The following is a 13,684-nucleotide window of genomic DNA, read 5'->3' on the forward strand; positions in this document are numbered from 1 at the left end:
CCGTCCGCGTGACAGCCGCCTGTCATCCGCACTCAGCACGGAGGCTTCTGATGCGCGTCAGCACAACATTCGGCCGGCTGGCCGCCGGCACCCTGGTCGTTGCCCTCGGCACCGGCCTGGCCGGTTGCGGCAAGTCCGGCGATTCCGGCTCGGGAGGCTCGGGCGACGGCAAGGTGACGATCTCCGTCATGGGCCTGCCGCCGGCGACCAAGGCCGCGACCCGGCAGGCGTTCCTGGACCGGGTCGCCGAGTTCGAGAAGGCCAACCCCACCATCCACATCGAGCCGTCCGACGCGCCCTGGGACGTCCAGACGTTCGCCGCCAAGATGGCCGGCGGCCGGGCCGAGACGGTGCTCGAGATCCCACTCACCGAGCCGCCCGGCCTGATCGACCGCAAGCAGGTCGCCGACATCAGTGCCGAGGCCAAGGCACTGCCGGAGTACGCCGCCCTGGACCCGCGGATCATGGACACCCTGAGCCGGGACAGCAAGATCTACGGCCTGCCGGAATCGATGTACGCGCTCGGTCTGCTCTACAACCGCAAACTGTTCGCCGCGGCTGGCCTCGACCCGGACAAGCCACCGGCGACCTGGGACGAGTTCCGCGCCGACGCCAAGCAGATCCACGACCGCACCGGCCAGATCGGCTACGCCCCGATGTCGATCAACAACGGCGGCGGCTGGCACCTGACCGCGATGACGTACGCGAACGGCGGAACGATCGAGAAGCAGAACGGTGACAAGCAGGCGGCCGGGTTCACCGACGGCGACGCCACCGCCCAGGCGCTGGATCTCCTGCACGCGATGCGGTTCGAGGACAACTCGCTCGGCACGAACATGCTGCGCAAGTCCGAGGACATCGCACCCCAGTTCGCGGCCGGCAAGATCGGCATGCAGATCAACGGACCCTCGGCGTACGGCAGCTATCTGTCGCTCTACAAGGGCAAGGCCGAGGACTTCGGAGCGGCCGCACTGCCGCAAGGGCCGGGCAACGCCACGCTGATCGGCGGCACCGTGCTGATGGTCAGCGCGAAGGCGACGGCGGATCAGCGCGCCGCCGCGGTGAAGTGGATGGAGTTCCAGTACCTCAAGCCCGCCTACGACCCCGACATCGCCGCCGCGCAGGCGAAGGCGAACGCGGCCGACAAGTTGCCGGTCGGTGTCCCCGGCCTGCCGATCTATGACCAGTCCGTCGTCGCCAAGGTCGACGCCGCCGTCAAGCCGTACGTCAACGTCACCACCGCGCACTTCCAGCCGTACGTCGACGGCACCGCGAAGCTGAAGCTCGTCCCGGAGCCGCCGGTCGGATCGCAGGATGTGTACGCCGCGCTCGACCCGGTCGTGCAGGCAGCGCTGACCAGGCAGAACGCCGACATCCCGGCACTGCTGAAGACCGCGAGCGGACACGTCGACTCGATCCTGCAGCAGCAGTAGGTGGTCCGGATGTCCACCACCCAGGCCGAGGGAGTCACCCGCCCCGGCAACCGACCGATCCCGGATGGCGAGCGGCGGCCGCCGTCCGGGGACGGTACGCCACCGACCGCACGCCGCCGTTCCGGACCGCAGCTGAGCAGGGCGTGGCGACTGAATCTGGCCGCCCTCATCTTCCTCCTGCCGGCACTGCTCCTGTTCGGCTACTTCTCCTGGTGGCCGATCCTGCGGAGTGCCCTGCTGGCGTTCCAGCAGACCAACCTGGTCGAGCCCGCAACCTGGGTAGGGTGGTCGAACTTCGTCCGGTTGTTCGACGACCCGGTGCTACCGATCGCCGTACGGAACACGCTGTGGTTCACCGCGCTCTCACTGCTGATCGGCTTCCCGCTGCCCGTCCTGGTCGCGCTGCTGATGTCGGAGATCCGCCGGTTCGGTGGCCTGCTCCGGGTGCTGGTGTACCTGCCTGTCGTCGTTCCGCCAGTGGTCTCCGTTCTGCTGTGGAAGCAGTTCTACGACCCGGACTCCGGGCTGGCCAACCACGTGCTCGGTCTGATCGGGCTCGGACCGTTCCTGTGGCTGCAGGACCAGCACTGGGCGATGCCCGGTCTGGTGATCACGGCGACCTGGGCCGGTGTCGGCGGCGCGGTCCTCATCTACCTGGCCGCGCTGGCCGGAGTGTCCACCGAGTTGTACGACGCGGCCGAGATCGACGGCGCCTCGGTCCCGCGACGGGTCTGGCACATCGCCCTCCCCCAGATCCGCGGTGTCCTGCTGCTGATGCTGTTGCTGCAGATCATCGGCGCCTTCCAGGTGTTCACCGAGCCGTTCGTGATGACGGCGGGTGGCCCGGAGAACGCGACGATCAGCGTGCTGATGCTGATCTACCGGTACGCCTTCCTCGACGGCGACTACGGACGGGCCGGCGCACTGAGCGTCCTGCTGGCGATCGTGCTGGGGCTCGTCTCTGCGTTGTACCTGCGCCTCACCCGGCCCTGGAGCAGGTCATGAGCGCCCGGGCCGACCGTGGGGTCTTGTCGTCCGCGGACCGCCGTCGTACGCCGGTCCGGCTGTGGTCGGGTGGCATGCAGACCGTGCTCGTTCTCGCTGTCGTCGTCGCCGGTGCCGGGCCGCTGTACTGGACGGTGAAGAGCGCGATCTCGGCCACGCCCGATCTGCTCGCGCATCCGCTGTCGCTGTGGCCGGAGAAGTTCGAATGGCACAACTTGTCCGACGCGTGGTCGACGCTGCAGATCGGCCACTACCTGGTCAACACCGCGGTCCTCGTCGGCGGTTCGTGGCTCACCCAGTTGCTCGTGGCAACGACTGCCGGGTACGCGTTGTCAGTCCTGCGGCCGTGGTTCGGTCGCGTCGTGTACGGCGGCATCCTGGCGACACTGTTCCTGCCCGGAACGGTGTCGATGGTGGCGCTCTACCTGACCGTACTGAACGTTCCCGGCCTGGGCGTGTCGCTGACCGACACACCATTGGCGGTGTGGCTGCCGGCCGGCGCGCATGCCTTCAACATCCTGCTGGCCAAACAGTTCTTCGACGCCATCCCGCGCGAGTTGTTCGAGGCCGCCGAGGTCGACGGCGCCGGGTCGTTCCGGGTGTTCTGGCGGATCGTGCTGCCGCTGTCCGGTCCGCTGCTGGCCGTGATCTCACTGTTGTCGGTGATGACGGCGTGGAAGGACTTCCTCTGGCCGTTGATCGTGATCACCGATCCGGAGCGGCAGCCGCTCGCGGTGGCACTCCCCCGGCTGGCGAACTCGGCGGACCAGGCGCTGCTGCTGGCCGGCATGTTCATCGCGATCGTTCCGCCGCTGCTGATCTTCGTCGTCTTCCAGCGCTACATCGTCCGAGGCGTCGGTTTCACCGGCCTCAAGGGTTGAGGGGTTTCGTATGACTCAGACAGATCTCGTCGTCATCGGCGGCGGACTCGGTGGCGTCGCCGCCGCACTTGCCGCCGCGACGCTCGGCCGCACCGTCGTTCTCACCGAAGAGTTCGACTGGCTGGGTGGGCAGCTCACGACCCAGGCCGTGCCGCCGGACGAGAACGCCTGGATCGAGGGTCCGTACAGTTCAGCGTCGTACCAGCGACTACGCGGAGGCATCCGCGACTTCTACCGGCGCAACTATCCGCTGACCGAGGCAGCCAGGGCTGAGACCACGTTGAACCCTGGCCGCGGCCTGGTCAGCGGGCTGTGTCACGAACCGCCCGTCGCTGTCGCCGTCCTCAGCGAGATGCTGGCGCCGTTCCTGTCCGCAGGACGGATCACCCTCCTGATGCGACACGTCCCCGTCGCGGTGCACACCAACGGCGACCGGGTCGAGGCCGTGACAGTCCGCAGCCTGGAGACTGGCGACGAACGCACGTTGAGCGCGCCGTACGTCGTGGACGCCACTGAGCTGGGCGATCTCCTCGAGTTCGGCGGCGTCGAGCATGTCGTCGGCGCGGAGTCGCAGGACGAGACCGGCGAGCCGCATGCGCTCCCCGGGCCCGCCAATCCGCTCGACCAGCAGGCGATCACCTGGTGCTGTGCGCTCGAACACCGGCCGGGTGAGGATCACACGATCGACAAGCCGGACAGCTACGACTTCTGGCTCAACCAGGAGTCGGGGGTCTGGCCCGGGTCGCAGCTCACGCTGACCGATGTTGACCCAGGGACGTTGGTCACTCGCGAGCTGCAGTTGTTCGGGGATGCGGCCGACGATCGCATCGCCCGGACCCGGTGGAACTACCGGCGGATCCGCAGTGCCGACCAGTTCACCGAGGTCCTGACCACCGACGTCACGCTGATGAACTGGCCGCAGAACGACTACTGGCTGGCCCCGCTGATCGGCGTGGATGAGGCCACGCGAGACCGTGCGTTGGCCGAGAGCCGCGAACTTACGCGCTCGCTGGTGTACTGGCTGCAGACCGCCGGACCGCGATCCGATGGCGGAACCGGTTATCCGGGACTGCGGTTGTGCCCGGAGGCCACCGGGACCACGGACGGGCTGGCGAAGGCGGCGTACATCCGGGAGAGCCGACGCATCCTCGCCGAGGTGACCGTGACCGAGAACCACCTCGGTGTCACCGCGCGAGAAGGGCTTGGCGGTCCCCAGCAGTTCGCCGACAGCGTCGGCATCGGGGCTTATCGGATCGACCTGCATCCGAGCACGACCGGGCGGACGTACGTCGACCTGGACAGTCACCCGTTCCAGATCCCACTGGGAGCGTTGCTGCCGCGGAGGGTGCAGAACCTGCTGCCGGCCAACAAGAACATCGGGAGCACGCACGTCACCAACGGCTGCTACCGACTGCACCCTGTCGAGTGGGCGATCGGTGAGGCGGTCGGCGCACTGGCCGCGTTCTGCCTCGAGGGCGGTCATCGGCCGACGCAGGTCCGCAACGAGCCTGGCCTGCTGTCTGACTACCAGCGGCTGCTCAGCGGCACCTTCGGGGTACCACTGGAGTGGCCGCGAGAGATTCGGGAACGACCGCTTGCCGACGCGGCCTACCGGCGCGAGGCAGCCAGTACGCCGATCACGGTGCAGGGCTGACGTGCGCGTCGTACTCGGCCAGTTCCACGACCCGTCGGACGAGCTCCTGACGTTCGCGCGGCAGCTCGGGCTGGCCGGCATCCAAGTCAACACGCCCTGGCTGCCCGGCGAACGGCGCTGGGAGGTGGCTGACCTGATCGCGTTGCGGGAGCGGTGCGAGAATCGCGGTCTGGCACTGGAAGCGATCGAGAACATCCCGCAGTCGTTCTACCAGCGCGCGATGCTGGGCCTGCCGGGCCGTGACGAGGATATCGACAACGTGCGGGAGACGATCCGCAACGTCGGACGCGCGGGCATCGCGATCCTCGGATACCACTTCTGCCCCGTTGGCGTCGTCCGCACCGGCATGGACGACCGCGGCCGCGGTGGAGCCGAGGTCACCTCATTCGACCTGGCCGCGGCTCTCGATCCGGCCAACGCCGCCGAGCTGTTGGTTGCCCGGCGCAACGCATCCCGGGACGACTCGGAGCAGCTGGGCAAGGATGATTTCGCCGCCGGCGGCTATCCGGACCTCGGCGTCGAGATCGGCGAGGAGCAGATGTGGGAGAACTACCGCTACTTCATGGAGGGAGTGCTGCCCGCCGCGGAGGAGGCCGGCATCCGGCTCGCGATCCATCCGGACGACCCACCCGTTCCGTCGCTCGGCGGCATCGCCCGGATCATTCGCAGTGTCGACGCGCTGAAGCGTGCCGCGAAGCTGGTCCCGAGTCCTGCCTGGGCAGTGGAGTTGTGCCTGGGCACTGTGTCGGAGATGGGTGGTGAGGCCGCGGTACTCGCCGCGATCGACCACTTCGGACCGCGCGGCCAGATCGGCTACGTCCATCTCCGTGATGTCCGCGGCACCGTGCCGGTGTTCGAGGAGAGCTTCCTCGGTGAGGGCAACTACGAGCCGTACCGCGTCGTCCAGGCACTGCGCCGCGCGGGCTTCGACGGATTCATCCTCGACGACCACACGCCCAGGCTGGTCGGCGACACCGAGTGGGGTCACCGCGGACGGGCGCACGCGGTCGGCTACATCCAAGCGCTCATCGACGCGACCGCACCCCGGTCAGCCTGACCAGGTGGTGTCAGCGGGCGCGGCCGGCCGGACGAGGCGACCGTACGTCGTGCTCCTCGTCGAGCTGGAAGTAGTCCGGATGCTGCTTCTCCAGCGGTTCGAGTACGCCGAGGACGCCGCGCAGGTGCTGGGTCAGCAGCTTGTCGGCCTGCTGCGTCCGGTTGGCGACCACGTGGTCGACCAGCGTGGCGTGCTGACCGTGCATCGACGACAGGATCTCCGGCTCTGGCAGCGAAAGCATCCGGACCCGGTCCAGGTGAGCCTTGATCGACGACACGACGGACCAGGTCTTCGGGTGGCCGGCGATCTCCAGCAACGCCCGGTGCAACTGCTCGTCGGTGCTGAACCACTCGATCAGATCGCCACGCTCGCCGGCGTCGGCCTGCGTGGCCAGCAGCAACCGCAACTGGGCCTCGTCGACCGGCGTGATCCGCTTGATCGCCAGCGGCAGCGACGCGCGCTCGAGCGTTTCCCGGATGAACTGGGCCTCGCGGACCTCGCGGACACTGATCCGCGAGACGTAGGTGCCGAGCTGTGGCACCACCTCGACGAGGCTCTCGTCGGCCAGCCTGATCAGCGCCTCCCGCACCGGCGTCCGGCTCACGCCGTACACCTCGGCGAGCTCGCTCTCGGACAGCACCTGGCCGGGCTTCATCGTCAGCGTGATGATCTCACTGCGCAGTTGGCTGTAGACCTGCGAGCGCGTGCTGGAGTCCCGCATCCGGCTCAGTTGGACCCGCCGTGTGCCGCGCGCCCTCCGCTCGACCATGTACTACCACCCTTCGACCTGCCTCAGTGTCCCCTGTATGGTAGCATGCAACCTCGCAGAGCCCGTTCGCCACGCTCAGTCCCAGTCGAAGACGATGCCCATCGTGCGGTGCCGCTGGGTGGCGGCCAACTCGTAGGCCTGCTGACAATCCTCCGGGCCGAACCGATCCCCGACCAATCCGGCGAGCGGGAAGCGTCCAGCAGCAGCGAGCCGGAACACCAGCCGGGCGATCTCACGGTCGTTGTCCCAGCGCTGATCACCGATCGTGTACGAGTCGTGGGCGCCCATGATCGACACGCCACGAACCATCACGTCCGACGTGAGTCGCTGGTCGGACGGCGTACCGGCGTCGCCGAGCAGGACCACCCGGCCATGGTCGGCGGCGGCGCGCAGCGCGCCTGGCAGCACCGCGGCGTTACCGGTTGAGTCGAGCACCACCTCAGGCGGCTGACCGCCGAAGGCTCCCGCGAGCTCCTCCTGCGCGTCGTCGATCGGGCTGCCGATCGTGGCGGTCGCGCCGCCGGCCGTCGCCAGGTCCAGCCGGGCCGCGACGCTGTCGACGACAACGATCCGTGCCGCTGCGGCCGCGGCGGCCCAGCGAGTCGCCATCTGGCCGATGGGACCCGCTCCGACCACCAGCACCCGGGATCCTGGCCGGACCTCCCCCACCCTGATCCCGACGAACGCGATCTTCGCGAGCGCGAACCACACTGCCTGCTCGTCGGCGAGGCCGGCCGGGACCGGCGTACACCGATCGGCGCGCACGACGACCCGTGAGGCGTGTGGTGCGCGCGCCACAACCCTGTCGCCGACCGACAATCCCGACTCGTGACCGATCTGGTCGACCACGCCGACGACCGAGTAGCCGGGCCGGAACGGATACTCGACGTACTGCGCCCAGTGGGTGCCCTCGCCGAACCGGCGGGCGAAGGCGATGCCCTCGGTCCCAGTGCTCATCAACGAGAGCCGGGTCCGCAGCCGGACTTCACCAGGCCCGGTGTCGGCGAGCTGCACCTGACACAGCTCTGCGACGCCGGGCCCAGGGAAGACGATGGCGTTGTCAGCCGTCATCGTTACCGCGTCGTGTCGGGGAAGGTGTGCTTGCGGATCAGCCGGAACGTCACGTCGGTCAACGGTCCGCTGATCAGCACCGGCGGCCGCCGCAGCGTCACGTCCAGGTCGTCCGGGGTGAAGACCGCGTTGCTCGCGTCGTACCAGGCCTTGCGGCCCCACTGGCGGGTCACGGACAGGCCGCCGGGCTGCTCGAACTTCATCGGCGCCAACGTGGTGCCGTTGTTGTGCAGTACGACGGAGTAGTGGTCGTCGAGATAGGAGTTCCACAGCGCCAGTACGTCGGAACCGTCCAGGTCCCTGAACTGCAGCGCCCACAGCTTCGGGTCGAGCGGATTGGTCAGACTCACGAACGTGCCGAACTTGACGATGTGCGCGACCGCGTGGAAGGCGAAGTACCCCTCCTTCGGTGTGAGGTCGGGACGCACGATCCCGTAGTTGGGACCGTAGGTGTTGTACGACCAGGCCTCGTCCTCGAAGCCGTAGATCCACAGGCCTTTCAGGTACGGCAGGCTGCGTGCGATCAGGTACAGCCGGGCGACGTACGCCGCCTGGAGCTCCTGCGTGATGCCGGCGTCGTCGGTGAGGGGCTTGAATCCGGTCGTCCAGCCGAGCTCGGTGACGTAGAGCGGGAAGTCCTGGCCGCTGTTGTAGGTGCGCAGCACCGTCTGCAGGTCCTGGACGTGCTGCCACCAGACCTCCGGGACCCGGTTCTCGATCGGCAGATCGGCGTACACGTAGGTGTGGACCGAGAAGATGTCGCAGACGGCGAGGATCCCGTTGCCCAGCAGGGTGTTGATGTAGGTGTAGTTCAGCGCTGACACGGCTCCCCCGACGACGGTGATCGTCGGGTCGACCGCCTTGAGCGTCGCGTAGACCGCGGACAGCAGGTTGACGTACTCGACCGGGTCGCCGTTGCCGGTGACGCCGCCGATCGCGATGTCCCACTCGTTCCACACCTCGAAGCGGGTCACCTGCCCGGCGAAGTGCTGCGCCACGAACTCGGCGTACGCACAGAAGGCGGCGATGCCGGCGGCCGAGGTCGGTCGCTCGCCGCCGTCGTACAGCGGGTTGCCGTAGTCCAGGATGATCATCGGCTCAATGCCCTGGGCAACGATCTGGGTGTAGTAGGTGTCGATCTCGGGCGGAACCGCGAAGACACCGGCCTGCAGCTCGACCTTGGCCCAGGCGCACTCGTCGCGGATCGCGTTGGCACTGCTCTGCTGGAGCACGCTGACGGAATCGGGGATGTACTTCGGTCCGGTCAGGTGGGTGTTGAGGCCCATCAGGAACTTGGGCGTGGTCTGGACGGCGTCTTTCTTCCCGGGCTTGTCGCTCTTCGCCTGGGCCGGAACCGTGGTTCCGAGCGCGGCAGCGACAGTGCTTCCGGCGAGCCCACCGAGTACGGCGCGGCGGCTCGGGGCGGGGAGCGGATTCAACGGTGCCTCCTGGTAGTGGCGGTCCACCATGCTAACGTACTACCATACAACCGCCGTACTACCATACTACGATCTGCCCGGACAAGGCCGCGAAGCCTTGACAGTGCTCGGAGGCGGTGACGACGATGAGGAAATCCACACCGCTTATAGGTATTAGCACGGCCATCCACGAACGAAAGGTGGTCTGGACGGGGCCGCAGACCCGACCGCGCCAGACCGACGTCGCCAGAGCTGCCGGCGTCTCCCAGGCGACGGTGTCGAGTGTTCTGAACGGTCAGGCGTCCGGCCGCCGGATCCCACCGGAGACTATCGAGAAGGTCGAGCGCGCGATCCGGACCCTGGGCTACGTACCAGATGTCATCGCCCGCAGCCTGCAGGGCATGAGCAACCAACTCCTCGGGGTGCACACCTACGAGTCGATGTTCCCGATCGACCACCACGACTACTACCAGCCATTCCTGCTGGGGATCGAGGAGGAAGCGGAGGCCGCCGGCTACGACCTCGTGCTGTTCACGTCGACCCGTGACGAGGAAGGAGTCCGGCGGGTCTACAAGAACGGGACCAACCGGCTCAAGGTGGCCGACGGCTGCATCTTCGTCGGCATCCGGGTGGACAAGGCCGAGCTGCGCCGCCTGGCCGCGGAGGACTACCCGTTCGTCTTCATCGGCAAGCGGGACATCCCCGGCATCGACCTGCACTTCGTCACCGGCAACTATGCCGACTCGACCGCGCAGGTTGTTCACACGTTGGCCGATCTCGGGCATGTGCGGATCGGTCATCTGCAGCAACGCGACCGCGACGAACCGCGGCAGGATCTGGCGCGCGGACGACGCAGAGGTCTGGCGGACCGCGGACTGCCTGCCGTCCGGCCGGTCGTCGCGGAACCTGGCGCGATCGGGCCGACCACGCTCCGCGGACTCTTGGACTCCCGACTCACCGCAGTCTTGGTGGACAACGCCGTACAGGCGGCGGCACTGGGGAAGGCCGCGCGTGCGGCCAAGCTGAGGATTCCCGCCGACCTGTCCGTCGTCGTACTCCAGGACACTCCCCCGCCGAACCCGCAGCGATCCGCACGCGACTGGACCTGCTTGCGGATGCCTCGTGTCGAGCTGGGGCGGCTGGGCGTGCGGCTTCTCTTGTCGCTGCTGAACGGATCCGCGGGCACCGCGCCCTTGGTGGCCCAGTGCGGATTCCACCCCGGCGCCACGATCGGGCGCCCGCGAACCATCTGACCTTCCGAAGGATTGTGATGAACATTCGCCGTACGCTCACCGCCGTCACCGCGATCGGGCTGAGCGCAGTACTCGCCGCCTGTGGGACCGGCAGTCCGTCCGGATCCGGCGGGAACTCCGGGCCGAAGGAGCTCACCGTCTGGTTCCCCGGGAACAGCCAGGTCGAGATCGATCTCGTCACCAAGACACTCGTGCCCAAGTTCGAACAGCAGACCGGTTCGAAGGTCACCGTCACCTACGTGGACTGGCCGAACCTGTCGCCCAAACTCACCACGGCTTTCGCCTCCGGTACGACGCCGGACGTGTGGGGCCACGGCACCGCCGCGGCGGCCGGATTCGCCGCCAACGACCGGGTTCTCGCCTTGGACGACCGGATCAACGCGCTGGCCGACAAGGACGACTTCGGCGGACTGCTCGACCAAGGTGTTGTCGACGGCAAGCATTACCTGATGCCGCTGTCCGGCACCGGCACGCTGCTGGTCTATCGCAAGGACCTCCTCCAAGGTGCAGGCGTCGACCCGGCCACGCTGACGAGCTGGGAGTCGGTCTACGACGCGGCTCGCAAGCTCAAGACGAAGGCCCGGTCCGGGATGCTCATCGCCACGTCGCCGATCGCCGACGAACAGTCGTTCATCGCTCTGCTCAGGTCGGCATCCGGCAAGATGCTCAGCGACGACGGCAAGACAGCGGAGTTCAACTCGCCGGCCGGGGTGCAGGCACTGACCTACATGGTGAACCTGTACCAGGGCGATGGTGCAGTCGCGGCCGGAGTCAGTGACGACTACCTCAGCCGTCCGCCCGCCCAGCAGCCACTGGCGCTCGGCACCGCAGCGATCACCCAGTTCGGGCCGAGCCAACTCCTGCAACTCGTCAAGGCGAAGCCGGATCTCGCCGACAAGCTCGGCGTACTGGCGCCACCGACCCTCGGCGGTCAACCCGGGAAGGCGTACGGGGGTATGGGCACCGGACTGTTCATCAGCAAGGACAGCAAGAATCAGGACCTGGCGTGGAAGTTCCTGGAGTACATGGCCTCGCCCGAGGTGAGCAACCAGTACGCCGAGGTGATCGGCAGCCTCCCGGTCCGTCAGTCGGCGCGGAGCAGCGCCTACGTGACGAAGAACCCGTTGCTCACGACGTTCCTGGCGGCGCAACCCGCGTACATCGGCAATCCGAACGTACCCGCCTGGGTCCAGGTCCGCGACGTACTGAGTCGCTATCTGCAGCAGGCGCTGGCCGGCAAGGTGGCGCCGAAGGACGCCCTGGACAAGGCGGCGCAGGAGGTCAAGCCGCTGCTGGAAGGGTCGTGAGACCTTGCCGGAGACAACGACCCTCACCCCGACCCAGGCCGGCCCGCCCGCGGACCCGGTGGCCGCTCGCAGGCCGGCCCGGCGTGGCTCCGCCACCCGGCGGACGCGGCGGATCGCCGTACTGTTCATCCTGCCGGCGGCGGCGTACGTCGTCATCTTCCATCTGTTCCCGTTGGCGTACGGGCTGTACCTCAGCTTCACCAACTACGACCCGCAGTCCCGGTCGGGACCGCAGCCGGTCGGGATCTCCAACTACACGAAGATCCTGACCGACCCGGTCTTCCTGAGTTCGCTGGCCGTCACGGGCAAGTACGTCCTGTACGTGCTGCCCGGGGCGGTGGGCCTGGCACTGGTGCTGGCGTTGCTGGTCAACCGCAGCCGTCGCGGCATCGGCTTCTTCCGTACCGCGCTGTACGTCCCGCATGTGGTCTCGCTGACGGCCGTCAGCATGGTGTGGTTGTGGCTGTACTCCCCACAGGGGTGGTTCAACCAGATCCTCGGTCGGTTCGGTGCCGAGCCGAAGCAGTTCCTACTGGAGTCGAGCTCGGCGCTGGGCGCCGTCGCGGTGATGCGGATCTGGAAGGCACTGGGCGGCAACATGGTGCTTCTGCTCGCCGGACTCCAGTCGATATCCCGCGAGCTGTATGAGGCGGCGGCCGTCGACGGAGCCGGCCGGTGGGCGCAGTTCCGGTACGTCACGCTGCCGGGGCTGCGCGGAATGCTGACGTACGTCGTGGTGACCGACATCGTCTATCTGGCCCAGTCGTTCGGCGAGATCTACGTGCTCACCCGCGGTGGGCCGGTGGACTCGACCACGACGGTCAACTTCCTGATCTACAAGCAGGCCTTCCAGTTCAACGACATGGGAACGGCGAGCGCGATGGGCTTCGTCCTGTTCGCCCTGATCTCAGCGGTGGCGTTCGTCTCGCTGCGGCAGATGATGCGGACGAGGTCGTGACGATGGCTCACTCGAGCAAGGCTCACACCCACAGTCTGGTCACGCTGCTGCCGCTGGCCGTGGCGACGCTGGTCGTGCTGACGCCGTTCATCTGGATGGTGTCGCTCGCGTTCACCTCGGCCGATCAGGCGTTCAGTGCGAGCAACCTGATCCCGGAGTCCCCCACCACGGCCAACTTCGTCACGGCGCTGACCAGCGGTGGCCTGGGACGCGCCATGCTGAACAGCTCGGCGGTAGCGGTCATCGTGGTGGTGTCGAACTGCCTGTTCGCCAGCATGGCAGGCTACGCCTTCGCCAAGCTGCGGTTCCGCGGCGACACCATCGTCTTCGGGGTGCTGATCTCGACGGCGATGATCCCGGTCTCGGTGACGCTGATCCCGCTGTTCCTGATCACCAAGGGCATCCCGTTGGCCGGCGGCAACGACCTTCTCGGCGTCGGTGGCTTCGGCCTGCTGAACAGCATCGGCGGACTGGCGCTGCCGTACCTGGTCACGCCGCTCAACATCTTCCTGTCCAGGCAGTACTTCCTGGAGTTCCCCGACGAACTGGCCGAAGCGGCCCGGACCGACGGTGCCGGTGAACTGCGGATCTTCTTCCAGATCTACCTCCCGCTGGCCAAGCCCTTGATCGCCACCCTCGGAGTCTTCGCCTTCACCGGGATCTGGGACGACTTCCTCTGGCCACTGGTGATCACCAACACGGACTCGATGAACACCGTGCAACTCGCGCTGGCGAAGTTCCTCACCAGCGGGAACGTGCAATACGGACCGGTGCTGGCGGGCGCAGTGCTGGTCACTGTGCCGGTGCTCGTGGTCTTCGCCTTCAACCAGCGAGCTTTCATCAGCGGCCTCGCCGACGGCGGGATCAAGGGCTGACCA

Annotated in this window: 12 protein-coding genes; 9 read left to right on the top strand and 3 right to left on the bottom strand. The window is 67.6% G+C overall.

Annotation, left to right across the window (positions count from 1 at the left end; all coding sequences use genetic code 11):
* The first annotated feature begins 50 nt into the window (after positions 1–50).
* Genes E0H75_RS23755 through E0H75_RS23775 form a run of 5 tightly spaced genes read left to right on the top strand, consistent with a single transcriptional unit; the run spans position 51 to position 6,030 of the window.
* Entirely contained in the window at positions 51–1,433 is a 1,383-nt protein-coding gene (locus tag E0H75_RS23755; protein ID WP_165553983.1) for an ABC transporter substrate-binding protein, read from the top strand.
* 9 nt (positions 1,434–1,442) lie between these two features.
* Positions 1,443–2,438, top strand: coding sequence for a carbohydrate ABC transporter permease (locus tag E0H75_RS23760; RefSeq protein ID WP_131515832.1), 996 nt, complete (start codon positions 1,443–1,445; stop codon positions 2,436–2,438).
* Positions 2,435–3,319: a carbohydrate ABC transporter permease gene (locus E0H75_RS23765; RefSeq protein ID WP_131515833.1), complete on the top strand. Its 885-nt coding sequence runs from the start codon at positions 2,435–2,437 to the stop codon at positions 3,317–3,319. Before E0H75_RS23760 ends, E0H75_RS23765 begins: the two co-directional genes overlap by 4 nt.
* A 10-nt stretch (positions 3,320–3,329) precedes the next feature.
* A complete protein-coding gene (locus E0H75_RS23770; RefSeq protein ID WP_131515834.1) occupies positions 3,330–4,973 on the top strand; it encodes an FAD-dependent oxidoreductase in 1,644 nt (547 codons plus the stop codon).
* 1 nt (position 4,974) lies between these two features.
* Entirely contained in the window at positions 4,975–6,030 is a 1,056-nt protein-coding gene (locus tag E0H75_RS23775) for a mannonate dehydratase (protein ID WP_131515835.1), read from the top strand.
* A 10-nt stretch (positions 6,031–6,040) separates the two neighbouring features.
* Here the strand turns inward: E0H75_RS23775 and E0H75_RS23780 are convergent, their stop codons facing one another.
* The 3 genes from E0H75_RS23780 to E0H75_RS23790 all read right to left on the bottom strand — a co-directional run bounded on the left by E0H75_RS23780 (position 6,041) and on the right by E0H75_RS23790 (position 9,339).
* Complete coding sequence (locus tag E0H75_RS23780) at positions 6,041–6,799, bottom strand: GntR family transcriptional regulator (RefSeq protein ID WP_131515836.1); 759 nt, start codon at positions 6,797–6,799, stop codon at positions 6,041–6,043.
* A gap of 75 nt (positions 6,800–6,874) precedes the next feature.
* Positions 6,875–7,870, bottom strand: coding sequence for a zinc-dependent alcohol dehydrogenase (locus E0H75_RS23785; RefSeq protein WP_131515837.1), 996 nt, complete (start codon positions 7,868–7,870; stop codon positions 6,875–6,877).
* A gap of 2 nt (positions 7,871–7,872) precedes the next feature.
* Entirely contained in the window at positions 7,873–9,339 is a 1,467-nt protein-coding gene (locus E0H75_RS23790; protein ID WP_131515838.1) for a glycoside hydrolase 5 family protein, read from the bottom strand.
* A 149-nt stretch (positions 9,340–9,488) separates the two neighbouring features.
* Here E0H75_RS23790 and E0H75_RS23795 point away from each other — a divergent pair, with 149 nt between their 5' ends.
* The 4 genes from E0H75_RS23795 to E0H75_RS23810 are packed head-to-tail and all read left to right on the top strand — an operon-like array spanning position 9,489 to position 13,681.
* Positions 9,489–10,541, top strand: a complete 1,053-nt coding sequence (locus E0H75_RS23795; protein ID WP_165553985.1) for a LacI family DNA-binding transcriptional regulator — start codon at positions 9,489–9,491, stop codon at positions 10,539–10,541.
* Positions 10,542–10,558: 17 nt separating this feature from the next.
* A complete protein-coding gene (locus E0H75_RS23800) occupies positions 10,559–11,848 on the top strand; it encodes an ABC transporter substrate-binding protein (protein WP_131515840.1) in 1,290 nt (429 codons plus the stop codon).
* 4 nt (positions 11,849–11,852) lie between these two features.
* The gene (locus E0H75_RS23805; RefSeq protein ID WP_165553987.1) at positions 11,853–12,806 is read left to right on the top strand and encodes a carbohydrate ABC transporter permease; all 954 of its coding nucleotides are present in this window, start codon (positions 11,853–11,855) and stop codon (positions 12,804–12,806) included.
* Between the two features lie 2 nt (positions 12,807–12,808).
* Entirely contained in the window at positions 12,809–13,681 is an 873-nt protein-coding gene (locus E0H75_RS23810) for a carbohydrate ABC transporter permease (protein WP_131515842.1), read from the top strand.
* Positions 13,682–13,684: the final 3 nt, after the last annotated feature.

Origin of the sequence: Kribbella capetownensis (assembly GCF_004331485.1) — a bacterium.
In the GTDB taxonomy this organism is placed as follows: domain Bacteria; phylum Actinomycetota; class Actinomycetes; order Propionibacteriales; family Kribbellaceae; genus Kribbella; species Kribbella capetownensis.

Bases quoted from the DNA above. Each gene is read 5' to 3' on its own strand.
- E0H75_RS23755 (WP_165553983.1), top strand. From the start codon at position 51: ATGCGCGTCAGCACAACATTCGGCCGGCTGGCCGCCGGCACCCTGGTC.
- E0H75_RS23760 (WP_131515832.1), top strand. From the start codon at position 1,443: ATGTCCACCACCCAGGCCGAGGGAGTCACCCGCCCCGGCAACCGACCG.
- E0H75_RS23765 (WP_131515833.1), top strand. From the start codon at position 2,435: ATGAGCGCCCGGGCCGACCGTGGGGTCTTGTCGTCCGCGGACCGCCGT.
- E0H75_RS23770 (WP_131515834.1), top strand. From the start codon at position 3,330: ATGACTCAGACAGATCTCGTCGTCATCGGCGGCGGACTCGGTGGCGTC.
- E0H75_RS23780 (WP_131515836.1), bottom strand. From the start codon at position 6,799: ATGGTCGAGCGGAGGGCGCGCGGCACACGGCGGGTCCAACTGAGCCGG.
- E0H75_RS23785 (WP_131515837.1), bottom strand. From the start codon at position 7,870: ATGACGGCTGACAACGCCATCGTCTTCCCTGGGCCCGGCGTCGCAGAG.
- E0H75_RS23790 (WP_131515838.1), bottom strand. From the start codon at position 9,339: ATGGTGGACCGCCACTACCAGGAGGCACCGTTGAATCCGCTCCCCGCC.
- E0H75_RS23800 (WP_131515840.1), top strand. From the start codon at position 10,559: ATGAACATTCGCCGTACGCTCACCGCCGTCACCGCGATCGGGCTGAGC.
- E0H75_RS23810 (WP_131515842.1), top strand. From the start codon at position 12,809: ATGGCTCACTCGAGCAAGGCTCACACCCACAGTCTGGTCACGCTGCTG.